At 36.5% G+C, this 25,567-nt stretch carries 20 protein-coding genes; 8 read left to right on the forward strand and 12 right to left on the reverse strand.

The features are described 5' to 3' along the window. Positions 1-174 precede the first annotated feature (174 nt). The 3 genes from MKY94_RS17605 (at position 175) to MKY94_RS17615 (ending at position 2,982) form a co-directional block, all read left to right on the forward strand. Positions 175-978, forward strand: a complete 804-nt coding sequence (locus MKY94_RS17605; RefSeq protein WP_342577517.1) for an SDR family NAD(P)-dependent oxidoreductase — start codon at positions 175-177, stop codon at positions 976-978. Continuing rightward, complete coding sequence (locus MKY94_RS17610; RefSeq protein WP_342577518.1) at positions 975-2,492, forward strand: AMP-binding protein; 1,518 nt, start codon at positions 975-977, stop codon at positions 2,490-2,492. The genes MKY94_RS17605 and MKY94_RS17610 overlap by 4 nt, the downstream gene beginning before the upstream one ends. A 154-nt stretch (positions 2,493-2,646) precedes the next feature. Then, positions 2,647-2,982: a thioredoxin family protein gene (locus tag MKY94_RS17615; protein WP_342577519.1), complete on the forward strand. Its 336-nt coding sequence runs from the start codon at positions 2,647-2,649 to the stop codon at positions 2,980-2,982. Between the two features lie 313 nt (positions 2,983-3,295). On the opposite strand, the gene MKY94_RS17620 is transcribed toward MKY94_RS17615, so the two are convergent. Both MKY94_RS17620 and MKY94_RS17625 read right to left on the reverse strand, forming a co-directional pair. After that, positions 3,296-3,712 carry a DUF2512 family protein gene (locus tag MKY94_RS17620; RefSeq protein WP_342577520.1) on the reverse strand — a complete coding sequence of 139 codons (417 nt, stop codon included), beginning with the start codon at positions 3,710-3,712 and terminating at the stop codon, positions 3,296-3,298. Between the two features lie 161 nt (positions 3,713-3,873). Next, a complete protein-coding gene (locus MKY94_RS17625) occupies positions 3,874-5,370 on the reverse strand; it encodes a DHA2 family efflux MFS transporter permease subunit (RefSeq protein WP_229654005.1) in 1,497 nt (498 codons plus the stop codon). Positions 5,371-5,535: 165 nt separating this feature from the next. On the opposite strand from MKY94_RS17625, the gene MKY94_RS17630 reads away from it, so the two are divergent. After that, positions 5,536-6,408, forward strand: coding sequence for a TetR/AcrR family transcriptional regulator (locus tag MKY94_RS17630; RefSeq protein ID WP_144540705.1), 873 nt, complete (start codon positions 5,536-5,538; stop codon positions 6,406-6,408). A 177-nt stretch (positions 6,409-6,585) separates the two neighbouring features. Here the strand turns inward: MKY94_RS17630 and MKY94_RS17635 are convergent, their stop codons facing one another. From MKY94_RS17635 to MKY94_RS17650, 4 genes are all read right to left on the reverse strand, one after another. Further along, positions 6,586-8,802, reverse strand: coding sequence for a YcdB/YcdC domain-containing protein (locus MKY94_RS17635; RefSeq protein WP_342577521.1), 2,217 nt, complete (start codon positions 8,800-8,802; stop codon positions 6,586-6,588). Positions 8,803-9,022: 220 nt separating this feature from the next. Then, positions 9,023-9,526 carry a lysozyme inhibitor LprI family protein gene (locus MKY94_RS17640; RefSeq protein ID WP_154309906.1) on the reverse strand — a complete coding sequence of 168 codons (504 nt, stop codon included), beginning with the start codon at positions 9,524-9,526 and terminating at the stop codon, positions 9,023-9,025. A gap of 115 nt (positions 9,527-9,641) precedes the next feature. Continuing rightward, positions 9,642-10,340: a hypothetical protein gene (locus MKY94_RS17645; RefSeq protein WP_342577522.1), complete on the reverse strand. Its 699-nt coding sequence runs from the start codon at positions 10,338-10,340 to the stop codon at positions 9,642-9,644. A 36-nt stretch (positions 10,341-10,376) separates the two neighbouring features. Further along, the gene (locus tag MKY94_RS17650; RefSeq protein ID WP_342577523.1) at positions 10,377-11,408 is read right to left on the reverse strand and encodes an alpha/beta hydrolase; all 1,032 of its coding nucleotides are present in this window, start codon (positions 11,406-11,408) and stop codon (positions 10,377-10,379) included. A 415-nt stretch (positions 11,409-11,823) separates the two neighbouring features. Between MKY94_RS17650 and MKY94_RS17655 the strand changes: the two genes are divergently transcribed. From MKY94_RS17655 to MKY94_RS17670, 4 genes are all read left to right on the forward strand, one after another. Next, positions 11,824-12,750: a DUF1672 family protein gene (locus tag MKY94_RS17655; RefSeq protein WP_144540691.1), complete on the forward strand. Its 927-nt coding sequence runs from the start codon at positions 11,824-11,826 to the stop codon at positions 12,748-12,750. A gap of 14 nt (positions 12,751-12,764) precedes the next feature. Further along, positions 12,765-14,846 carry a hypothetical protein gene (locus tag MKY94_RS17660; RefSeq protein ID WP_342577524.1) on the forward strand — a complete coding sequence of 694 codons (2,082 nt, stop codon included), beginning with the start codon at positions 12,765-12,767 and terminating at the stop codon, positions 14,844-14,846. Between the two features lie 193 nt (positions 14,847-15,039). Beyond that, positions 15,040-15,630 carry a TetR/AcrR family transcriptional regulator gene (locus MKY94_RS17665; protein ID WP_191697863.1) on the forward strand — a complete coding sequence of 197 codons (591 nt, stop codon included), beginning with the start codon at positions 15,040-15,042 and terminating at the stop codon, positions 15,628-15,630. 7 nt (positions 15,631-15,637) lie between these two features. Continuing rightward, entirely contained in the window at positions 15,638-17,050 is a 1,413-nt protein-coding gene (locus tag MKY94_RS17670; RefSeq protein WP_342577525.1) for a DHA2 family efflux MFS transporter permease subunit, read from the forward strand. A 337-nt stretch (positions 17,051-17,387) separates the two neighbouring features. Here MKY94_RS17670 and xylF read toward each other — a convergent pair whose 3' ends face one another. The 6 genes from xylF to MKY94_RS17700 form a co-directional block, all read right to left on the reverse strand. Beyond that, entirely contained in the window at positions 17,388-18,443 is a 1,056-nt protein-coding gene (xylF, locus tag MKY94_RS17675; RefSeq protein ID WP_151112620.1) for a D-xylose ABC transporter substrate-binding protein, read from the reverse strand. A gap of 16 nt (positions 18,444-18,459) precedes the next feature. After that, the gene (locus MKY94_RS17680) at positions 18,460-20,007 is read right to left on the reverse strand and encodes a response regulator (protein ID WP_151112618.1); all 1,548 of its coding nucleotides are present in this window, start codon (positions 20,005-20,007) and stop codon (positions 18,460-18,462) included. Further along, positions 19,982-21,445, reverse strand: a complete 1,464-nt coding sequence (locus MKY94_RS17685) for a sensor histidine kinase (RefSeq protein ID WP_151112616.1) — start codon at positions 21,443-21,445, stop codon at positions 19,982-19,984. The genes MKY94_RS17680 and MKY94_RS17685 overlap by 26 nt, the downstream gene beginning before the upstream one ends. Then, a complete protein-coding gene (locus MKY94_RS17690) occupies positions 21,442-22,422 on the reverse strand; it encodes a substrate-binding domain-containing protein (protein ID WP_342577526.1) in 981 nt (326 codons plus the stop codon). The genes MKY94_RS17685 and MKY94_RS17690 overlap by 4 nt, the downstream gene beginning before the upstream one ends. 385 nt (positions 22,423-22,807) lie before the next feature. Further along, complete coding sequence (locus tag MKY94_RS17695) at positions 22,808-23,983, reverse strand: sugar ABC transporter permease (RefSeq protein ID WP_151112613.1); 1,176 nt, start codon at positions 23,981-23,983, stop codon at positions 22,808-22,810. Positions 23,984-24,001: 18 nt separating this feature from the next. Then, complete coding sequence (locus tag MKY94_RS17700; protein WP_342577527.1) at positions 24,002-25,522, reverse strand: sugar ABC transporter ATP-binding protein; 1,521 nt, start codon at positions 25,520-25,522, stop codon at positions 24,002-24,004. Positions 25,523-25,567: the final 45 nt, after the last annotated feature.

Consider the following 25,567-nt stretch of genomic DNA (forward strand, 5'->3'; position numbering starts at 1 on the left):
TAATAATATCATATATAAAACTTAGAAGTCAACATTTCTTAACTTTAAATTTTATTTATACTTTATTTATAATCCAAGTGTTAAAATATAACTATCTAAATTTTCTAATAAAAAAGGATTGTTTTAATGCATAGATACAACCACATAGAAAAATTGTTGTTTTGTTCAACTCTTTTGAATGAAAAAAAACTTCATAGGAAGCTTGAAGGTAAAACAATTCTTATCACTGGAGCCAGCTCGGGGATTGGAAAAGAGCTAGCGTTGGTTTTAAAAGATATAAACGCCCACCTCATTTTAGTAGCTAGACGCGAGGAACAACTATTATTAATAAAAGCAGAAATTGAACAATCCAATGCCAAAGTTAGTGTCTTTTCTGCCGATTTGAGAAAAATAGCCGAAATGGACAAACTGTTACACTTTTTACATCGACAACCTGATGGAATAGATATTATTGTGAGCAATGCTGGATTATCAATCAACCGATCCATTGAAAAATCCTTAGAACGTTATCATGATTTTACTCGAACAATGGCTATTAATTACTTTGCTCCGGTTCAATTACTCTTGTCTACAGTTCCTTTATTAGAAAAAAATAAGGGACAAATCATAAATGTATCTACCATTAATGCATTACTTCTTCCTATACCTTTTTGGGCAGCCTATCAGGCATCTAAATCTGCCTTTGATACATGGTTTCGCTCAGCTGCTCCAGAGTTAAACGGGAAAGGTATCTCGACTACCTCCATTTATCTTCCATTAGTGAAGACTCCAATGATCGAGCCTACTGCCGCTTACCGAAATACTCCTGCCATGAGTCCAGTCCATGTAGCGAATATTATTGCGAAATCCATGTATACCAAAAACAAAATCTATAAGCCATGGTGGCTATTCATTGGTCAGATTGGTTCGTTGATTGGTCGAAGAATTTGGGAAAAAATATTACCTAGGCTTTTACTGAAAAGAGGGTTGAACAAATGATTGGTTCCTTATTAAAAGTATTATGGAAGATGGGCCTCCTCTCACCTCTTGGATTATTTAGTTTAATCTCTACTATTTATAAAGAAGGTATTAACTTAATGGTTTTAGTGCGCCTAGCGGAAAAAAAATATGGAAATAAAATTGCGTTAGTGAGTGACAAGGAAAGCTTTACTTATAACCAACTAGCTAAGCAATGCGAAGCCGCTTCGATTTATTTAAAAAACAATTACCATATTAGCACTGAGCTACGAGTTGCCTTTCTATGTAAGAATCATCACTATTTCGTGCAATCTATTTTTGCTGTTTCTCGCCTTGGAGCAAACATTTATTTACTTAATCCTGATATAAGTAAGAATCAGTTTAAACAATTGGTTGATGCCTATAATTTTGACTTTTACATACATGATGAAGAAGCCTTTTCACTCATAGAAGAGCATCATCTATCCCACCAAGCTATTATTAGTAACTTTGCTAGCAATATTAATGAAAATATAAATCTGAGGGAAGTACCACTCAAAAAGTCCTCTAAAAGTAGTCTCGTCTTACTAACTGGAGGCACAACTGGGACACCTAAAGAAGCAATCCATAAACCTTCTATTCTTAATTACTTAAATCCGTTTTTAACCCTTTTAAAACGCTTGAAGTTAATGCAATACCAAACAGCTTATATAGCGACGCCACTATACCATGGTTATGGTATAGCTATATTGCTTACGTTTATTGCATTAGGGAAAAAAACGATAATTTCCGAGAACTTTCGAGCAGAAAAGGCAAGTAAAATTATTAGTGAGCATAAGGTCGAAGTAATCACAGTCGTTCCGCTTATGATTCATAGATTACTTCAGGTTTCTTCCAATGACTTAAGCTCTCTACAATGTATTGCTTCAGGTGGAGCCAAGCTAAATGCTAAGCTGATAGCTGAGGTTAGCAACAAATTAGGGCAAGTATTGTACAACCTTTATGGAACGTCGGAGGCAGGGCTTAATATAATTGCTACTCCTCAGGATTTACAGTACTCCTCTTACACTATCGGCCGATTGGTTAAAGGAGTGCGACTACAGACCATCCAAAACGGGAAGCCGTTAAAGGAAGGACAGGTTGGTCAGCTTTGTATAAAAAATAAATGGTCTATGAAAAACACAGGTGCGTCATGGATAGAAACCGGAGATTTGGGCTATAGAGATCGGAACGGTTATTATTTCTTGTGTGGAAGAACAGACGATTTAGTTATCTCTGCTGGAGTCAATATTTATCCAATCGAAGTGGAACAAGTATTAATACTTCATCCTTCAGTAGAGGAAGTAGCTATTGTTGGTATACCTGACGAGCAGTACGGCCAAAGATTAGTAGCATATGTAGAATTAAAGAGCAGTACTGAGTATGTAACAAAGGACATCTTAATAGAGTGGCTTAGCCTAAGGGTCTCTCGCCTTCAACTGCCAAAAGAAATAGTATTCGTCGATCAATTACCATATACCGCTTTAGGTAAGCTAAATAAAAAACAGTTAGCTTGAAATAGTGGTTATTGCGCTGTAGGATTTGATGAAAATGGGTTTTTTAACAGCTCTTTCGAAGAATATGGTTGATTTTTGGAGTATGAGTTTTCCTGTAGATTTCTTTACTTTTGTCTAATAGGTGGCTAAACTATGCACAGAAAGGTGGAGCAAAATGAGAACTTTCGAGGAGTTGCACACAATTGAAGCTGTGGACAGTTTCATTTCCAGCAATCCATTATCCTTTATTTATATTTCGCATACAGACTGCAGTGTTTGTCATGCCCTTTTACCACAGGTCGGGAAACTAATGGAAAATTTTCCAGAAATACAGCTTGCACATATAAATTCTGCAAAAGTGGAAGAGATTGCTGAACGGTTCATTGTTTTTTCAGTCCCTGCGCTGCTTCTATTTATAGATGGGAAAGAATATTTACGGGAAGCGCGTATTGTCCATATGAGTCAATTCGAAGAGAGATTACAGGAGATTTATGAAGGTTATACAAATTAAAGCTATTCTCGCATTCTGGGGGGATAGCCCTTATTTTTAATTCCTGATAAAGTGGATTCTATTTTGTTGTAGGTTTTGGCTAGTAAGTTTTTTTAAGGAGCGCAAATAATTTGCAGAGGAATAAACCAACTGTTGAGAGCTATTTACCTAAGGATTGCTCTTGTTTACTACAATGTCTTCACTTTTTACGACAATCTTGCCGTATTTTACTACAATCCAGAAGTTTTTTACTACAATCCTGTTTCACTAGAAGACATTTCTTATCTTAATGTAAAAAAATCCCTTTCGAATTTCTGAAAGGGATTTTTTAAGGTTATTTTTTATAATCTGCTTCTAAATCAGCGGTTGTTCGAGTGTTTTTAGAAACTACATTTCCATCCAAGTATTGATGGAAGAACCATTCGCCTGCACCGATAATAACCGCAGCAATAAATGAACCAAGTGCAATAGATCCGTTGGCATCTACTAGAGCAACTTGCATATACCAAATAGTTAGAAAGGCAATGATAATATCTCCGCCTGTCGCTATCATATTACGGACATTCTGACTGGAGCGATTTGCCGCAAGACGGAATAGTAGAAAGTCTCCTAAAATGTAAGCTAATACAGTTAATATTAAGCTAGTCCAAATAGAATCCATAAATGGGACATCAAAAATGAGCGTCAAAACCACAATAAGGACTACTGCAATCATGACAAATTTAATAAGAAGTGCTTTTAAGTGATTCATAGTATGTCCTCCTTTTTTGTTGTATTTCTCATCTACCCTATTTTTCTCTAGTTAAATCCTGTTTTTTATGGGCTAAGCGTACTTCCATAACCTAAATAGAACTTTCCACTTACATATAAAAAGCCTCCTTCTAAATAAGAAGGAGGCCAAAATTATACACTTTATTTTGTTGTTTCTACTTGATTTTCTTCTTCTAGCTTACGAAGTGCAGCAGGGCTTACATCTACTCGTTTTAAGAAGAAGGCTAATACTAATGCGATTATGTTCATAACCAATGCTACTAGGAAAGAATATTGAATACCTGCTAGTAGGGCTTGTTGACCTAATAATCCCATAGATTGCTCAGTAAGAGTAGCAGGGTCTACTTTAGACATTAGACTTTCTCCTTCTTTTGTAGTCACATAATTCATGATCGATACTAGAACTGCAGTACCTATAGAACCAGCAACCTGTTGAGCAGTGTTATTAACAGCTGTACCATGCGGGTTTAAGCGTGTTGGTAACTGATTCAAACCATTGGTCATGATAGGCATCATAACCATAGACATCCCAAGCATTCGAGTTGTATAAATAGAAATAATATATAAGTATGAAGAATCTATTTGTAACGTGGACAATTCATACGTCGAAATTGCTGTAATAACTAATCCGATTATCGCTAAAAGACGTGGTCCAAACCTATCAAATAATTTCCCTGTAATCGGAGACATGATTCCCATAATAATTGCTCCAGGTAGCATCATTAAACCTGAGTCAAGAGGTGAAATACCACGTACATTTTGTACATACGCCGGTGTTAAAATCATACCTGAGAACATTGCTACCGAGTTAACAACAGCAATTATAGACGCTAAAGTAAACATCGGATATTTATATACACGCAAATCTAATAGTGGTTCGTCTAGCTTCAGCTGACGTACAACAAAAATTACTAAAGATACAGCTCCGACTATTAAGGTTGTTAATACAATTGGGTCATCCCAACCTGCTGAGCTTGCTGTGCTGACACCATATAATAAACCACCAAAACCAAATGTAGAAAGAATGACAGATGCAAAGTCAATGGTTGCAGTTTTATCCGTCTGCATTACATTTCCTAACTTCCATACAGCTAAGCCTAAACTAATGACTGCTAACGGCAGAATCATGATAAAAAGAACACGCCAGTCATAGTACTCTACTATAAACCCTGATAATGTAGGACCAATCGCTGGTGCTGTAATCATAACTAATCCAAAAATCCCCATTGCAGCTCCACGTTTTTCACGTGGGAAGGCAACTAGCATAACATTCATCAATAATGGCCCCATTACGGACGAACCTGCAGCTTGAACCATACGACCAGTTAATAGCAGGCCAAAATTTGGTGCTAATGCTGCCATAGCAGTACCTAATGTGAATATCGCCATTGATGTAATAAACAACGTTCTATTTGAAAACCTTCTTATTAAAAATGCGGATGCTGGTATTAATACTCCACTCACTAGCATGTAACCCGTTGCTAACCATTGTACCGTGGAATAATCGACATCTAAATCCACCATAATGGAAGGCAACGCTACGTTTAAAAGCGAGTTATTTAAAAACGACACAAATGCCCCGACAAACAGTACGGCTAGCATTAAGTACGTAGATTTTCTATTTTCAATATGACTCATCTTTCGTCTTCCCCTATTCTATTTTTCTCTTTTTATTTAATTACTCGAATTATATTAAACCATTAGTCCATTTATTTCAATATATTTATACTCAAGGTTTAAAAACATTGAACTTTATGTTCACAAAATATATACTAAAGCCATCAGTATAGTAGTGGAGGACTTATGAATAAACGTAAAAGACATGTCGCAGATGTAGCCTTAATGCTTTTTGTGGAAAAAGGCATCCAACAAACATCTATACAAGATATTATAGATCGAGCAAATATTTCAAAAGGAACTTTTTATAATTACTTTACTTCTAAAAATGATTGTATAGCAGAAATACTTGAAGGATTACGTTATGATGCTAGTCAGCTTCGTATGCAAAGTCAGGTCGGGAAAAACGAAAAAGACCAACAAGTTTTAACCGAGCAGATTTATAGTATCATTCAGTTAAATGAAGAGCGGAACCTTCATGCACTCTTCGATGCCATTCTTAGTTCTAACGAAAAAGATCTCAAAAAATTGGTTTTACAGCATCGCATATTTGAATTAGAATGGTTAGCCATAAGATTTAAAGCTGTATTTGGAGAAGAAATTTCAGAACACGCCTTTGAATGCGCTATATTATTCCATGGTATGCTACAGCACATTATGTTTACGATACGCATAACTAACGCACCATTCTCACTCCATCGGATTGTAGAGGTTTTACTTGAATACATTGGCCTTATCATTCCCCATATGATTCAACATAATACTTCTTTAATCGATCAATCTACTTTCCATTTGATGCGAATGAATATAGATAGAAAACCGCTAGAAATAAACGAACTATTGGAGATGGCCAAGCATCTTAAAGCAACAGGGAACTTCACAATGGAACAAGAGGATCTCTATGAGGCCATTATTTTTGAGCTTAAACAGGAGCGTATACGTAAAAGCGTGCTTCAGTCACTGCTTAATCCTTTCTTAGTAACCTTTAATGGGACATCTATTAAGGGTCAAACTCAGACATTCATCAATGCTGTTTGGTTTTATTTAAAACTGAAATAATAAAGTAAACTCACCAAGAGAAAATCTTGGTGAGTTTTTTGCACTGTCTTTTGATACCGTCTCGATTTCTACAAAACAGAAGAGCCTTCTAAAAATAGAGGGCTCTTCTTTAAACTTCTTTCCATTTGTACAACGTTTCTTTTCGTTATACAGCGTTCTTGACCGCTTTTTGAAAATTTAATAACCGAATCTATAGTCTCTGCCTTTTTTAGACATTTCATGTCCTAAACGGATAGTAGAAACTGCTAGATCTGCATAGGTTACTTGCTTAGTAGGGTTGAATTGATTTTTCTCTGCCTTTACCAATCCCAAAGAGTCTGCCAACACAACATAGCCTGCGTTCTCGGCTTTAATCTTTTTACTATCTGTATAATCATTTTTGAATATTTTAGATTGCTTTGCAGCTTCCTCTAAGCCTAGAGCACGGATGTACCATACTGATAGCTCCTCTTTAGTAATCGGACTATCCACATCAAAGGTAGACTTGTCTGCTGTGAGTACTCCTAGCTCTACCGCTCTTTCTATTGCCTGATAAGATGTATGCTTAGAATCTACATTAGTAAAGGTTTGTTTGACGTTTTCTGAATCTCCTCCAGGAAAACCAGAATACATATACGTCAAGGAATTCATCATTATTTTGATGGCTTCCCCCTTCGATACAGTTGCATCCCCATTAAAGGTTTTTGCATCCTTAACCGTTAACACTTTTGCTTGTATTAAATAATTTAATTCATCTGCTGCGGTTTTATGAGAGACTTCTGGCAACACTTCTCTATTATATTGATTGAACCATTTACCTGTGTTTGCCTCTAATACTTGATAATCTTCTTCATTAAACTGTGGAGAATATATTAAGTTATAATGATTACTTTCTATCTTCTGATATTCTTTCATGTAACTCGTTTTTAATGAAACAGACTTCTTGAAAATCTCTTCTGCTTCTTTTTCAGAAATCACTTTATCCTTTGATGGCCACTCGTCAATCTGTGGTCTATTAATACTTATACCGCCTAAAGTGCCATCGTTTTCTAAATGCACATTTATTTGATCTCCTGAAACAAGTACTCCATCTACAATTCGAGGGAATGAAAAGTAATAGAGACCCCTAGGATCTTCATAAAGAGAATCTGTCGGAAGTGCATATTGGTGAAGATTAGAAGGTAAATATTCCTTAGCATATTGCACTGCCTTAGCTAGTGCTTCTTCATAGGAAATAGCTTTGTCATCTTTTTTCTCTTCTATATATTCCGTTATTTCACGTTTCATACTATGAAACTGAACTAGCTCTCCTGTTTTCTTATCGAATTCTATATTAGATCCAGAACCGCTTCCGTTTGAGTAGTTATACATATATTGAACACTGATTACATCTTGTCCATTGTAATTCTTCGTCTCTTCTACCGATTGAATAGATAGCTTTACCTTACCTGAATCTACCTTTAGTAGATTCTCTGCCGTTTTTTTGGCTTCTTCCTTCGTGATACCATTTTGCTTTGCAGGCAATGCCTTTTCTACAATCATTTCATATCCCTTTTTAGCAGGCTTCTCGGCTAAAAATTCATAGCTATTAAACCATTCACCAGTTGTTGCATTTAAACTAAGCACATCTGGCGTATAAACTAATTTCACATCATATTTATTAATTTCATCCGATGCAGTAATTTGATATTGTAGTTTAGCTGTTACATTATCTTTTATTTTTGCTAGTGCTTCTTTTGAATCATTCATTTTTTTCACATCTTCAAACGTTGAAGATTTACTTGGATTAAAACGATTAAATTCTACAATCTCTCCGCTACCTAAAATAGTTACGTTTACATTCTGATCTTGAATAGCAATTCCATCCTGGACTCGATTAAATGAAAAAGAATAACGAATAGGTCTAGTTAGAAGTTGAGGAGAATAATAAAAATCATTCATCCCTTCTGTTAGCTGGTAGCTTCCGTCCTTGATATACTTTTGTACAAAGTCATTGGCAATTTTTTTAGCTTCATCCTTGGATACCTTTGCAGGAAATAAAGCATCAGCGGTAGTCACTGGCTCATAGTGAAAAGATTCTATCTCAAAATTGTCTCCAGAAAACCCAATACTACCGTAGATTTCCTTACCTTTTACTTGCTTATTAAAAGACATATCATATCTTGTTTTGTTTTCATACGGATTTTCATAGGAGTGCATATAAAATTCACTAGCCTTTACAGAGTCAAATATCCCTGGAAAGCTCGCTTTAAATTTCTTTAGCAGGTCCTCCTTAGATACAGTAACATCCACTGCTGCAACCTGAGTCATCACATTATATGGTTGTGCCCCTCCTGTACCAGCAGCACTTACAGCAGATGAAAACATTCCAATTGATAAAGCCGAAGCCGTTAATATAATACCTATCTTCTTCAAAAATAGTCCCCCTTTTACGGTAATAATTATATTGTAAAGCAAATTCTGGAAATTAGAAACTAAAATTTACCTAATTTTAAAATTATTTAATAAATTTTTAAGAGTTAGATATTATTAGATTATTTTAATTAGACTTTCAGGTTCTGTCTTATCTAAATACTTCGTTTTCACAAATTCTTTGAACGAAAAAAACGCCACTCACTCGGAGGGGCGTTTTCACTTATTTCATATAATTATTTACTAATTCATAGCATCTTTCTTTAGTAAGATCAGCTAAAGCACTCGAATACAGGAATGGCTCAAGTGTTCCACCCTCTGCTTCCTTGGATTTTTCTTCTGCGATTTTATCACGCTGCTTAATCCAATCGCGTTGTTCTATCTTTAAATCCTCCATTTCGCTTTCAGAAAGTTGCTCTTTAAGTACACCATAAATTTCATTTAGAGCTTCGTCCCATCTTTTGAATGTTTCTGATTTAGCTTGATTCATATCCGTTTGTGTTCCAGACTCATATACCTTGTCGAATTCCTTTAAACTAACTTCAATCTCATTTAATTTATTTAAATAAGTTTCCTTTGTTCCTGAAGGGTCACTAGCTGTTTCTTCAGTATCCTCAGCCTCTTCTTGAGTTGGCGCAACGTTAGTTTCATTTATATCTTTTTCTGAACTAGAACTGCACCCTACGATCCAAACAAATGGTAGCAGTAACAAAAGTATTTTCTTCAATTATATCCCTCCTTCTTCCACTTCTACCCATTAGACGTAACGATAAGCAGGAAAGTTTTATTTTTTCTGTTTTTTATAAAAAATCATACAAATCTCCTAATGCATATGCTGAAACCTACTTTTCATAATAATAGATCTTAGTAAATTCATAGGCCTTGCCTTTATCCTCACACCATTGCACAAAGCCGACTGTACCTTCACTTGAAAACGAAATCCAATCACTCATCAAATTACTATAATAAGATACGAGTTGGTAAATATTTATTTTGTATTCTTCCTTTTCTACTTTCTCGCTTAGCTGTTCTATTTCTTTCAGTAGTAATCTATCTTCTTGTATATTACCTAAGTATAGGTCCTCTGAAATATGGTGAAAAGAGTACCAAAGAGAATCTATATAAATATCTATTAGCTTTAGTAATACTAATTGTTCCTTATCGCCACCTAATTTTAAAGCTTTGTCTAAATAGGTTGTCCGCTTATCGATATTCAGAAATAGACCATACCATCTGTACAATCTTGGGTCTTCAGGATTCAAATCCATCCATTCCTCCATTAAAGGCTTCAATAATCTCAGTTCTAATGGGTGAATAAGTACCTGATGTACATCTTCTGATACTTCAAATATTTCATAAATCCAACATGCAAATTGTTGTTGTTTTTTTATATCCCATCCTAATGCTTGCTGAAGAAAAAGATTTAATGACTTTAACGATTGTTTACGTAGACCTTTTTCCTTGTATTGGCAAAACTCTTTAAACAACGGATAATCATTTAAATTTTCACTGTTAATAATATTGGTTAAAGCCCTTTCCATTCGTTCACCTTCCTTAAAACTTGATTTAAGTTATATTTATTGTGGAAAAGTGGTGGACATCCACTCATAAAATTTTTCCTTTTCCTCGAATTGTGGATAATGAGCTGATTTCTCAAAGGTAATAAATTCTTTCTGTTCTGCTTTTAAAGCATCAAAGTATTTTTTGGCTGTATTATAAGTAGTATGATAATCGTACTTTCCCATTACAAAATAAACTGGTAATTCAAGCTTTGTAACGATATTAGGTAACGGTTTTTTTAACAAATCAGGTAACATCATTTTCTGTGAGTAGGAAATCCCATAGTTATAACGAATCACGTCCAATAAATTATATTCCTTGCTAAGAAAATTATTTAAGCTATTACCGTCTGGACTTTCGATAATTCTAGAGGTCCCACCATATTTCATCACATAATTTCTTGGGGTAACCGTGTCACCAATTTTAATATCTTCCACTAACCCTTGTAAATATGTAACATCCTCCATATTCCCTTCCTTTTCAGCTTGATCAATACAGAAGGCTAAGCTCTCTAGCTCACTTTCAATGGTATCACTCATTTGCCCGATGCCAATATATGCCTCATATTTTTCAGGTGATTGATATGCAGCTTGGGTAGCAATGTAGGTACCTGCCGAATGACCAATTAATATGATCTTTTCTTTATTAAGTCTCTTCGAAATATAATCGGACATAGCTAACAGATCCTCTACTAGTAAATCTGTTGAAAGATTAGAATAGTCCTCTGTAAAATGATATGATTTTCCACTTGCTCTTTGATCATATTGAACAACTGTAAAATCTTGTTCTAGCAAGTCTTGGTATTGAGAAGCGTACGGTATTTCTGAACTTCCTGGTCCCCCATGCACAAAAAGGATAACAGGGTTATCGGTATTATTGCCACGAATCAATACTTCATGGTTACTTCCATTAACCTCCACTTGCTCTAAAACACTAATACTGTTTTCCCCTTCAATAGACGCTGTCCATGTCGGAGAAAAAAGGGCTCCTATTAGGACTACTACAATTGATACTAAAATACATATGATTAATTTCTTTGTCTTTTTCACGCGACCATTCCCCTATTCTTGTACTCTTTTATTCTCTTTCTAATTGCCCTATCTTTCCTTTTTTGTTAGATCTCATAATAAGTATAACAATTTAGTAAAATTTTCTAGTACATCTCCGGAACGAAATTATAGTACATCTTAGGGATGAGATTTTTCTTATCTAAAATAAATAGTGTACGATTGCGAAAAATTGATTCACTCATTACTCTCCCTTCATGAATTTGGTGTTAACACATCCAAGGATGACCTTCTCCCCTTTAAAACAAAAGTCCTTATTACACAAAATCCCTATACAACCTTTCACCTGTTTTCTTAAAATTCAAACAAAATATTAAGCTTTTATTTTCTTATCTCGTAAGGTTTGATTACAATAAATAAAAACCGACGGATTTAGCTCTAAAGCGGGAGGATTAATATGAAGAAAAGCAAAATGGCCTTAGCAATTGTTAGCACAACACTTTTATTAGGAGGTTGCAACGTGGATGTAGAGAATACAAAGGAAACCAAAATACTTGGAAATGGTGATATTGCTTTAGATAGTGAAAGCTTTGTCAGCGTTCAAGATTACAAAGGGGACGAATACACCTTACAAAATGGAGAAAAAACGGACAAAATCGCGGAGGAGAATCGTGATTCGATTGAACAAGCGGTAAATGAGTTCTTTCTAAACAAGTATAAAACAGAGGTAAAAATCCATAACATCGTGGGAGCTGTGGACGGTGCCTCTGTATTCGTAGAATCTATTGGAGAGCCTCATTTTTACACTTTTGCCATTGTACCTATTAATGTGGAAAAGGAAAAAGTAGAAACAGACAAAGTGTGGTCTCAAGAGGGACAGATAGAAGACGCAATTTCTACTGGTCTTTATGCAATGGTTAATGATCAGGAATTTTCTAACCTTGATAAATACTTAAATGAAATAACTTCAAAAAATCCTATAGTAGGAGTTCGTATGGAGGCAGTGGAAAGAGTAGGTGCTAATGGATTTGCAACTCCCTATTATTACACAAGTGCCTCAGGTGAATACTTTACAGAGCTTTATAACAAATATATAGAAGACCCAACAATTAGCAAGGAAGAATTAAAAAGCTCATTTGAAAAGTATAATTTCGATTCTAATCTAATGCTCATCACTATTACTTTATATATGAAAGAATCCGATACCGCCCCAGATGAAGCACTTTATGACCAAATTGTTTCCGATATTGAGCAAATGGAAGGAATACCCCAAGGCTCTTACTCGGTAATTTTACACGATAACTTGATTAACGCAGAGTATGCTAACGGCTCAAAAAAAAGCTCGATAAACAAGACTAAATTAAATGAGATTATGAAAGAATAGGAGTGGAAATCTCGATGACTACTATTAATCCTGTTTCTAACGTCCAGACAAATGATCAAGATTTAGTAGAATTAGCTGGTTCTCATGCTTATCGAAATTATCCAGAAGGTAGAATTATAACAGTTAACGATAAAGTATTCAGAGTAGTGGATACCCAATACGGGATGTCTTCAGGTCTTGATGCACTTACCGTCCAAAACAATGAAACAAAGGAATTGACTGTAGTTTTTGTTGGTAGTGCAGACAACAAGGATTGGATTGATACAAATGCAAAGCTACTAGCGGATACTCCTCCCGCTCAATTAGAGGATGCACAAAAGTATTTTGATTGGGTAAATACTAGTCTTGGAAACGTAGATTCAGTAACAGGTAACTCTCTAGGTGGTGGACTTACTAACTCTGTTGCAATTAATAACCCTCAGGTTAAGGCTGTAACATTGAACCCTGCAATCCTTCCTGCTGGTTTAGTGGATCCTACGATGATGTATGAGAATATCACCAATTATTACAGCCGCTTCGACTTTCTTACGAGCACAGAAGAAGCTATTGGAATGGGCAATAGAATACCAGGGAAAAAATATAACATTAACAATGGGGTTCCCCTGCTTTCACAGATTGTATCGAATCATACAGGCTACGTTACCCCTGATAATGACGGGAACTTTGTTGTTGAAGTTGGTATAAAAGGACAGCCCGGACATGGATATATCCACATTGGTGCTGACGATCATATTGTAACAAGTATTTGGACAGGAAATCCTATTTATGGAGGCTATACTGAAAAAATTGAGATTAACCAAGAAAATATGATTTTACTCTCCAACGGGATAAGAGACCAAGTAAAAGGTCGAATAACAAATGTCAAAGAGTATATAGGTAACTCGGTAAGTATTGTTGAGGATGAGAATGCTAAATTCAGTCAGCGTGTAACTACCCTCCAAGAAATCTTTCAACAAATGCTTGAAGAAATAGCCGGAGACCCCGTTTTTAAGGGCATCGCAGAGACAGGGGCCTTTATCAAGGCAGCCATAGATGATCTAATAGATCTTCTTAATACAGCAGAGGATCGTTGTAGAATATTAAACAGCATTTTAAACTCTAAACCGGCTGAAATCATTGAGTTTATTACCTCAACTGACATAAGTGTAGAAACACTCTTCGCTCCAGCAAGAGATTATTTAAATCAGCTTAAGCTAGACGTAGATAATCTAGTGACGAGTGCACACAATATTATGTATAAGGATATCCCTGAATTATTTAGAGGAGGAACAGACAATTTTGTCGATGCAGTCGTCGGGGAGCTGGATGCGCACTATAACATCTTAAAAATAAATAAAGAAGAAGTATACAATCAATTAACTGAGTACGAAACTCAGGTTAATGACATTGCCAATTCCTTTATTAACCGTGATGTCAGCCTAGCAGATGCCATACACATGGGATCTTCACCTGGAGATCGTGTAGATGCAGTTCAAAAAACAGAGATTAAGACGATTCAGGAATCCTCTTATTTAGTAGTAGGAATGAAAATTAAGGAAGTTCAAGTCCAATTGGCCCATAATACGATAGTTACTTTAGGAACAACAATATTAAGTCCCATCCTTTCCATCCTAGAAGTTATTGCACTTCTAATAGAAGCTGCATTAACTGCAATTATCCTCGCTGTAAAGGCTGCTCAAAATATCGGTCTGTACGGAAATCCCATCGGTTTGCTGATGAGTTTGTTTACAGATTATGAACATAGAGTAAAAAGTGCTGTAGCTAGTGCCCTCGAGCCTCTTATAGAAATGGAGGTCTTAATGGAAAGTTTGCACATTGGATTCAATAGGATGAATGTAAACCTACCGGAAATGCTAGACAATTTTAAGCCCTATCTGGATACTGCCATTTTTGAACCAGCTAAATTTGAAAATGTAAGATTGTACAATGTCGCTGCCTTAGCTATATTAGAGGAGATGGAGCTATTATTTAACGAAATAATTTACCAGCTAGCCGATGAAAAAGCTAATGCAATCGAAGAAACGTTAGAGGTCTCGAAGAATGTATTAGGTAATCTACAAATATTAAAGGAACAAGTAGATCGCGGAACATTGTAAAATATAGAGTGGAACTCCAGTGCAGCGTTGCTACATTAGAGTTCTTTTATTTTTGCCCATTCATTGATTTTTTTAATGGATTTGAGCTAAAGCCTGAGCTTCCAAGCTTGCTTTGTGTTTAATCACTCTTTATACTAGATTTTGTGCTAAAAAACAAACCGACCGTTCTGTTTTGTGGAAAGGAGTAATTGATATGTCCGTTGGGCAGGAAACTAAACAGCATATAATTCAGACTGCTGGTCATCTATTTCGATGGTATGGTTTTGAGGCGGTTAGTATTGCAACAATCATTAAAGAATGTAATACAACAAAGGGTGCCCTTTATCATCATTTTCCTAATGGCAAAGAAGAGCTGTTATTAGCAGCTATTCAATATACAGGAAAAATTATGCTACAGGATACAAGGAATTTGTTGAGTGAATCCGCAGATCCTATAAAGATATTATCAAGCCATTTAAATCATATTGCTTCACAAGTTGAGTTGAACCGCGAAATAGATGGTGTCCCCATTGGTAATATTGCTGGTGAAATGGCGATTAAAAACAATGAGATACGCCTAGCCTGTGATCAGGTTTTTAAAAGCTGGCAACAACTGATAAAAGACAAATTTATTGACTGTGGGATGCAGGAGGAAGATGCAAGTAATCTTGCAATCACATTAAATGCACTATTTGAAGGTGGTATATTATTAAGCATCACAAGTGCTTCTGGTGATCCGCTCAGAGCAATCGCCAAGCAAATCCCTTATTTAGTAGCACCAAAAAGTAATTTATTAAGAGAGTAGGATTTTCATGTCACAACCAATCAAAAAAACACCAATACTAGCAGCATTTCTAATCGCTGGTTTTATTGGACTATTTAGTGAAACAGCACTAAACATGGCGTTAGGCCAATTAGTCATTGAGCTCGGCGTTGAACATACAACTATTCAATGGCTGACTACTGGCTATTTATTAACACTTGGTATTCTAGTCCCTATTTCCGGATTACTGATTCAAAAATTCACCACTCGTCAGCTATTCCTGACTTCCTTGATATTTTCTATAATAGGAACTATTATAGCAGGACTTGCACCGACCTTTGCGTTTTTATTGATGGCTCGTATAGTTCAAGCTATTGGTACTGCGATTTTATTGCCATTGATGTTCAATACGGTTTTATTAATTTTTCCAATTGAAAAACGTGGATCAGCGATGGGTGTCATGGGACTTGTTATCATGTTCGCACCTGCGATTTCCCCTACCGTTTCTGGAATTATTTTAGAATACTTAACTTGGCACTGGATTTTCTGGACTACACTTCCATTCCTTGTATTTGCATTGATTTTCGGCTACTTCTATATGCAAAATGTCAATGAGCTTACCCATCCGAAGATTGATGTTCTATCTGTTATCTTCTCTAGTATTGGTTTTGGAGGCATTGTGTATGGCTTTAGTGTAGCTGGCGATAAAGGCTGGAGCAGTTCGATTGTAATTATTGCTCTAGCTGCAGGAGTAATTGGTCTTGCCTTATTCGCTTGGCGTCAAAACAACATGGAAAAACCAATGATCAATTTAAAGGTTCTAAAATATCCAATGTTTACATTAGGCTTAATCGCCGTATTTATAGCCTTTATGTGTATTCTTTCAACTATGATTTTACTTCCACTTTACTTACAAACTGGATTGGCTTTAGCAACATTTGCCGCTGGTCTAGTCTTGTTACCAGGTGGAATTATTAACGGTATTTTCTCTCCAATTGTCGGACGCCTGTTTGACAATTACGGTGCAAAGGTACTTGTAATGCCTGGCTTCATCTTAATCGGGATTGCGTTCGTATTCTTTATGCAAATTGACCAGCAGACATCTCAGCTAACGATTATCGTGCTACATAGTGTAATGATGATTGGTGTATCGCTTGTTATGGCTCCTGCTCAAACAAATGGCTTAAATCAATTGCCTCGTCATCTATATCCAGATGGCACCGCATTAATGAATACTCTTCAGCAAGTATCCGGTGCAATCGGGACTGCAGTGGCGATTACCATTATGTCCTCTGCCCAAGCTTCCTTTGTGACAGAGCAAGGTGCATCAGCTTCATCAGTAGACGCGTTTATTTATGGGGTACAAACATCCTTTAAATACGCTATTGCTCTAGCAGTAATTGGAATTATCCTATCTTTCTTTATTAAAGGAAAGCAACAAACAGCTAAACAAAGTAATTAGTATTTTTGCTTCATTATAAAACACCCTCCAGTTGATTGGAGGGTGTTTTAATTTATAAGGACATCAAAAGTCGAGTCCTCTTAAAATGCTTTGATGACAATTAAATCAAATAAAATGCTTAGGTTAATATAAGAATAAGTTTTAAAGCTTTATACTTTAAATGACACAGTAGGTTAAATAGATAAAAACAATTATTACAGGAACATTCCATTGTTGTGTGGAATACATATAGACTGAATTACTCTGAGCGTTTTCTTAGTGTAATTTATATTGCTAAATTAGTCAGAAGTGGGTTGTTAATCAAACACATTGCCTTTTATTAAGGGGGCTACTCTTTCTACTCTTGATAAACTTCCTCTTCTGAATGAAAACCATCTGTAATAACTGTGGTATTAAGATTGGATTTATTTACTGGAATTGGTGTTAATAACACCGAAGGAACTTCAATTTTTCCGTTTTTAACTTTCTGCCCCGCATTAATATTTTCACCTTTAGCCATGGATACAGCCAGTTTCGCAACCTCCTCTGAGAGCATGTGAATAGGTTTGTATACAGTCATAGTTTGCGTCCCTTTAACTATTCTCTGTACCCCTGCTAAATCCGCATCCTGGCCTGCGACTGGTATTTGTCCAGCGAGCCCTTTGGCCTCAAGTGCTTCTATTACCCCACCAGCAGTAGCATCATTTGCTGCAATTACTGCATCAATCTGTAGATTTGTTGTACGAAGTGCTTCTTCCATATTCGCATTTGCATTTACTGGTGTCCAATCCTTCGTCCATTGGTCATAAATAATGTTGATATCTCCATTCTCTATATATGGACGAAGTACTTTAAATACTCCCTTTTTCAGAAGATGCGCATTGTTATCCGTGATTGCTCCCCCTATAATCACATAGTTCCCTTTTGGTACAAGCTCTGTAATAGCCTTTGCCTGCATTTCTCCCACTTGTTCATTATCGAAGGAAACATACAAATCGAGATCAGAGTTTTTCACAAGTCTGTCATATGCAATCACCTGTATACCTGCAAGATGAGCCTTATGGACAATGGCCGCGGTTGCCTCGGCGTTATGCGGAACAATTACTAATACATCGACACCGCTTTGAATAAGTCGCTCTGCTTGAGATATTTGAAGTGCATCATCTCCATTTGCTGCAAATATTTCTACCTCGGCACCCAAAGCCTCCACAGCCTCCTTGAATAAATCTCGATCCTTTAGCCATCGTTCTTCCAATAAGGTATCCATAGAAAACCCTATTCGTATCGGCTCCTCTTCTTTTGGAGAAGGGGGTCCTTTCTCTGGTTTAATACTTTCCCTTTCAGTATCAGGGGAACAAGCAACTAACAGCAGAATGATACCCAAAAGCCAAATAGGTTTAGCCCTTTGTTTCATCCTTTTCCCCCTCTCATTAAAATTCTATTTTCTTACTTAACATGGTTTTTCTATATTCCTTTGGAGAGATTCCACACATCTTTTTGAATACCTTGCTGAAATAATTAGGATCATGGTAGCCAATTTCAAACGTAATTTCCTTTAAGCTTCGTTCTGAATTATTGAGGAGCTTTTTAGCCTTTCCAATTCGACACTCCGTTAGAAAATCAATATAGTTAATACCTAGCTTCTCCTTGAACATTTTACTAATATAGATTGGGCTTAAGTCGACTTTTTGCGCCAGTATATCTAAGGATATGTCCTTATGGGAATTATCATATATAAACTGTTTGATTTGTTGAATTTTATCAACTTCCATCCGTTCAAAATAGCTCTTATAAACAGTTTGCATACGATCAAGCAAACGTGTAGTTTCCAATCGCAACTGACGATACTCAAGTGCTTGAAGTGGGAAAACAGGTACCTCTGAGTCAATTCCTAATTCATTCATGACTCTATGTGCAATCCACAATAACTCCAATACTCTTTGTTGAGTGTAGATAAGTGCATTTCCTTTTTTTTCATGCTGTTGAATCATATCCAATACAAATAAGCGAATCGACTCCCAATCCCCTAGTCTTAATTGTTCGAAATACAGCTGCTCCCGTTGTCTGATGACCTGATAGTCTGTTTCAACAGTAATAGCCTGAACTTCAGAATAAAACCGATACTTTACAACCAAAGTGGGATCCATCGTAGCAATAAGAGCCTCTTGGTAGGATTGCCTAATTTCCGAGAGTTCCCCATATACTTGACCAATTCCAATAAACCAATCCATACCGATGTTTTCTTTATTTAAGGATAAAATCTCTTTTGAAAATGCTATTGCCTGTGCACGAAATGTTTGATCAGGGTTTCTAAACACAATAATTGGTAATTGCCTTCCATATAAGGCACCAACCCAAGCATTGGTTGTTTGACGAACTTTCTGCTTGATGTCCACATACAAATGCTCTGCACCTTCCGGTAAGAGTATAACAACTACAAATTTTTCTTGTGTAGAAGGGGTATCTAACATTTCCACTAGTAAGTCTATATGCACTTCGTGAACATGATCAAATAATAGCTGTGTTACAATATCTGTCTCTGCTAAAGTCAATGTTTTTTGCCACATTTCATTTGCTAGACGGCTGCTAGCCTCCGCTTCTTTTTCTACTCTACATTCCTCTAATACTTTACCTACAGTAGAGACTATTTCGGTTACTTTACTAGGTTTGAGTAAGTAATCTTTCACTCCAAGCTTAATAGCTTTCCTTGCATAATCAAACATATCGAATGCAGTTACCATCACAAACTTGGTAGATGAATTCGTTTCTTTTATTTTTTCTATGGCTTCTAGCCCATTCATGCCTGGCATCATAATATCCATTAACACTAAATCTGGACGAATACTATCTGCAAGTTCGATTGCCTGCTTCCCGTTTTTAGCCTGATAAAAGGAGTACTCTGGAAAAGATTTTTGAAGTATAGCCTGCATTCCTTCACGTTCTATCGGTTCATCATCGACGATCAGAAGTTTCATCATCATTTTCCTCCCATGCTATTGGAATTTGTATGATTACCTTTGTCCCTTGACCTTCTATACTATGAATAGTGATAGTGCTTTTATCTCCGTAAAACAAAGACAGCCTTTTTACAACATTTTGAAAGCCCATTCCTGTTGAATGCCCCTCGCTAGGCACAATATCTCCCTTAAGTAATTCTTCAATTTGTTTCGTTGTCATCCCCTTGCCACTGTCTTCTATCTCTATAATCACGAATGATTCCACTTTAAGAATTCTAAACCAAATTGTGCCTCCATCTATCTCAGGCTCAATAGCGTGAATAACTGCATTTTCGATAATTGGCTGAAGTGTTAGACCTGGAATTTTTATATGTAAGCACGTCTCATCAATGTGAGATATAAATCGTAATCGATCGATAAAGCGAGCCTTTTGAATCTCCATGTATTGATTGAGAACTATAACCTCCTCAAATAATGTTACCGTTCCATCCCCTCGCTTGAGGTTATAGCGAAGTAATCCTGCGACACTTACAAGTAGGTCACTCGTTTCCTCTGCCCCGTCCAAATAAGCTTTTTTAGAAAGGGTATTTAAAGTGTTAAACAGGAAATGAGGGTTTATTTGACTTTGTAAAGTCTTTAATTGGCTCTCCTTTAGTAGAAGTCTGCTTTGTTGTAGCTCATGCTCCAGTTGTGCCTTTTGTTGAATTTCTTGTATTAAATCATTAATATTGATTCGCATTTCATCAAATGTTTTGGCTAGAAATGCTATTTCATCATTAGATTTCACTTCTATCTGCTGGTTGAATCTCCCCTGTGCTAATTCATTGGCCGCTTTTGTAAGCTGATGAACTGGTTTAGTAATGCTCAATGAAAACCAATAAGTCGCCAGTAGTAGCACACAGGTAATCAATAGCAGCAAATAAATTCCAAGCTTTTTTAACTCTTCGGATTGGTTAATGATTGCCCGATAAAATTCGTTATATGTCTTCAGTTCACGATCCAAAATAGTCAATGTCATTTCTGATATGTACATAGAAATACGATTAGCTTCATTGAATTCCTTGGTGGAGTCTTCTATATCTCGTTCCTGTATGAGCATAATAGAACGCTCCGTAGTCTCTACTAAACTATCAATTAAATGAATATAATTCGTTAAGGAAAATGAATTCTCCACGTTTCTAAGCTCTGCAACATCCTCTTGAACCTCTTTTATATCTACTATACTTTTCTCCAGCTGTTGCTTATGTGCTTCTGTAGGATTTAGTAAATAATTGTTTAGATTAGTTATTATTTTTTGACTAGCTGTAGTTACTTCATTCATCCTTAAGTATCGCTGTAATACATCATTTGTTTGCTCTTGTGTTCTTTGGTTGTAATACGTGAGCATTAACCAAATGATACCCATTATAACGAGGACTACTGAAACGAGCATCCAAATCTTTTTATGAATCGTAGTCATTGCTTCGTACCATCCAATTCAGCCATTCTTATTTCAGTTAAATAACCATCAGAGTCAAGGGGAACAGTTTCATTAGTTAACCATTTCATGAGTCTTTTCACGCTTTCCTTACCCATTCTCTCCGGCTGTTGCTCCAACACACCATCTAGTTGCCCCTGCTTTAGTAAAGTTTTGGATTCAATTCCATCATCAAATGTATAAATATGATATGGCTCTACCCTTGTACGTCTCCCAATTTCCTGTATCATAGGTCCAGCATAATTTGCATTGATTGCTATAAAAGCTTGTGCCTGTGGAGTTTCGTTCATAAGTTGCTGAGTTGTAGCCATCACCTGTTCCTTAGTATCCTCGGTCCCTCTTACGGTCACCTGAATTCCCTCATAGTGTTTAAGCACTTCTTGAATTCCTTGCAAGCGTTCCTTCTGATAATGTGCTAGTTTCTTATCTCCTAGAATGATTATATCTCCAGTTGTACCCATTGTACTGACTAATCGTTGTGCGACCATTCTTCCTGCTTCGAGCTGATTTGAACCGATATAGGTCTTTCTTAAACTTTCCTCGACCGGGACATCGTTAGCGACTGTAATGACTGGAATACCGTAGAATGCAGCCTTCACTTTGGTCAATTCTTTAAATTCTTCATTATCTAGTCCCTGAACAATTATTCCGCTAACCTTTGAATGAAGGGCTATCTCCACTCTTTTCAAAAAATCTTCCTCGTTATTACCATAGCTTCCCCAGACCTCTAATTGAACATTTTCTAATTTTGCTTGTTCTGCTGCACCTTGCCCGACTTTATTCCAAAAAGGGGTGTCCAGTTCCTGAGTTATAAGTACAAGGCGAATGGTATCCTCATTAGAGGGAATGGTTTTGGGCATTTCGCTAGTAGTACGGAGCGCCTGGGTTGCCGTGGAAAAGGTCAAATAACTAAAGATCAAAATAAGTGCTCCAAGTATGAAAACTACTTTTTTCCCCATTCCCTTCTCTCCTTGCATCTCGCTTTTTCTACTATATTATCATTTGTCCATTAATTGACAATAAGCTATATAAAACGGAAGTTCATTCTTCTATGAAGACACCTCTACTAAGCATGATTTCCGTTTTAGACGGACGCTTTCCGCGGGGGGAGCGCTAAGCCATCACCGTCGTTTGTGATGACTCATCTGTCTCACTCATCCCACAGGAGTCGTCACCTGCCGCTACAATCAACAGACTGATCAATCATTATTTTTAAAGGAAAAGTTATAATGTTGAAAATGCATTAAGATACTGCAATAGTTTTCAAGTATTATAAAAATTGTAAGAAATAAAAAGACAAAAAGGTATTAGACCTTTCTTAATACCTTTTGTCCATTTCTTCTATTAAGCTCTTTGTTTTCGTGTCATCACATCAAATATTACTGCTCCAGCTAAAACCCCACCACGTATCATATATTGATACGATATTCCAACGCCTAGTAGGTTCATGCCACTTGAAAGAGAAGCCATAACAATTGCACCAATGATGGCGCCAGTTACTTTTCCAACTCCTCCTGCAGACGAAACCCCACCTACATAAGCCGCTGCTATAGCATCTAACTCAAAAAGAGTACCAGCTGTAGTGGTAGCTGATTGAAGACGCGAAGTAAATAATATTCCTGATAAGGCTGCAAGCATCCCCATAGAGCCGAAGACGATATATGTAATCTTTTGTACGTTTATGCCACTGAGATGTGCGGCTTCTGGGTTACTACCCACCGCGTAAATGTGTCGACCAAGCACCGTTTTAGTAGATAAAAAATGATAAATAATAACCACAATTACCATAATAACAACCGTCCAAGAAAAACCATTATATCCCGCTAAAATCCAAGTGATATACGCAATAATTCCTGATATTAAAATAAGCTTAATAGTAAATATGCCATTAGACATTACTTCAAAGCCATATTTCAATTTATTTCGTCGATTAGAAAATTCACTATAAATATACAAAAGTATACCGATCAACCCAACAATCAATGTCATAAGGTGTAATCCGTTAATTTGCATAAGAGATGGTATAAACCCATTTCCAATAGCGTTAAATTGACTGTCCTTAATAATAATTGTCCCTGTTCTTTCCGTTACCTGTAAAAGCGCTCCTCGAAATATTAACATTCCTGCTAAAGTGGCAACAAAAGAAGGAATACCGATTCTCGCAACTAAAACACCGTTAAATAAACCTATAACTACCCCGAAGATTAAGACTGTTGGAATTGTAATCCATATGGAAACACCCCATTGTGTCAAAAATATTGCTGCCACTGCGCCTAAAAAACCAGCGACAAAGCCAACCGATAAGTCAATATGACGGATTACGATAACTAGAGTCATTCCGACTGCTAGCACAGCAATGTAGCCCGCGGAATCTAGTAAATTACTTATATTTCTAGAAGACATAAACAAACCGTTTGTCATAATCGTAAATGTTAATAGAATGACTGCTAATGCAATATACATTCCATAATCTCGTATATTATCTTTCACAAGGTCCTTAGCCTCTTTGAATAAATTCATGATTCTTCCCCTTTCTATCTATTGAGTGGCGAGTTCCATAATAGCTTCTTGAGATGCTTCTTCTGCAGTCAATTCACCTCTTATAGCTCCATTAGCCATTACATAAATACGATCACTCATTCCTAGCACTTCACCGAGTTCAGAGGAAATCATGATAATGCTCATTCCTTCATTGATTAGCTGATTCATAATCGTATAAATTTCAAATTTTGCCCCCACATCAATACCTCGTGTTGGTTCATCCAAAATTAAGATCTTAGGTCCAGTAAACAACCATTTTCCAAGAGACACCTTCTGTTGATTTCCACCGCTAAGTTTGCCAACTATTTGTTCTAGAGAACTAGCTTTAATATATAAAGAATCCTTATATTCTTTACCGACCTTTACCTCTTCATTTAAGTTAAGGACTCCTCTGCTTGATATCCCCTTCAGATGAGCAGCAGAGACATTGCTCTTTATATCCTGTAGCAAAAACAAACCGTCTCCCTTTCTGTCCTCTGTCACATAGGCAATACCTGCTTTAATCGCATCGCTAGTATGCTTAAGTGTTTTAGTTACTCCTTGCATTTCTAACGTTCCTTGAAGTTTATAATTTTTGGGATTGCCAAAAATACTTAATGCAAGCTCTGTACGCCCTGAGCCCATAAGACCAGCAACACCAATAATTTCTCCCTTCTTGAGTTGAAGATTTGCATTTTTTACTACGTTTCTTCCTAGCTGTGTATCATAGGCAGACCAATCTTTTAATGATAAAACGGTCTCTCCGATATTCTTGTCAGGTCGTTTTGGATAAATATCTTCGATGTCTCTTCCAACCATATTTTTGATGATGACATTTTCAGCCACCTCTCCCTTACTTGCATCTAATGTGCAAATGGTTTTCCCATCACGAAGCACCGTTACCTTATCTGCAATATGGATAACCTCTTTCAGCTTATGCGAAATCATAATGCAGCTAATTCCCTGACTCTTCAATTCTTTTAAGAGTTCTAATAGATTTTCGCTATCATCCTCATTCAGAGCTGCTGTTGGTTCGTCTAAAATAAGTAAGTTAACGTCCTTGCTTAGTGCTTTGGCAATTTCCACGAGTTGTTGTTTACCTACACCTAATTCCTTAATCAATGTTTCTGGAGTCACTTTTAAATTCACTTTTTTAAGTAACCCTGTAGCCTGGACAATCGTTTGATTCCAATCAACAAAGGGACCTTTTTTAACTTCATTTCCGGCAAATATGTTCTCGTAGACCGATAAATCAGGAAAAAGGGCTAGCTCCTGATAGATGATTCCAATACCAGCCTTTACGCTATCACTGATTACTTGAAATTGTTGTACCTGTCCTTCGAACACTATGTCCCCATCATAGGTACCATATGGATATACTCCACTTAATACCTTCATTAGAGTAGATTTACCTGCTCCGTTTTCTCCGACTAAGCAATGGATTTCTGCCTTACCTACTTTGAAATTTACGTTGGAGAGAGCCTTTACTCCAGGGAACTCTTTGGATATGTTATTCATTTCTAAAATATAGCCACTCATTCTCGTACCTCCCTCACCTATACAAATTAAAGATAGAGAAAAAGT

Origin of the sequence: Psychrobacillus sp. FSL K6-2843, assembly GCF_038626375.1 — a bacterium.
In the GTDB taxonomy this organism is placed as follows: domain Bacteria; phylum Bacillota; class Bacilli; order Bacillales_A; family Planococcaceae; genus Psychrobacillus; species Psychrobacillus faecigallinarum.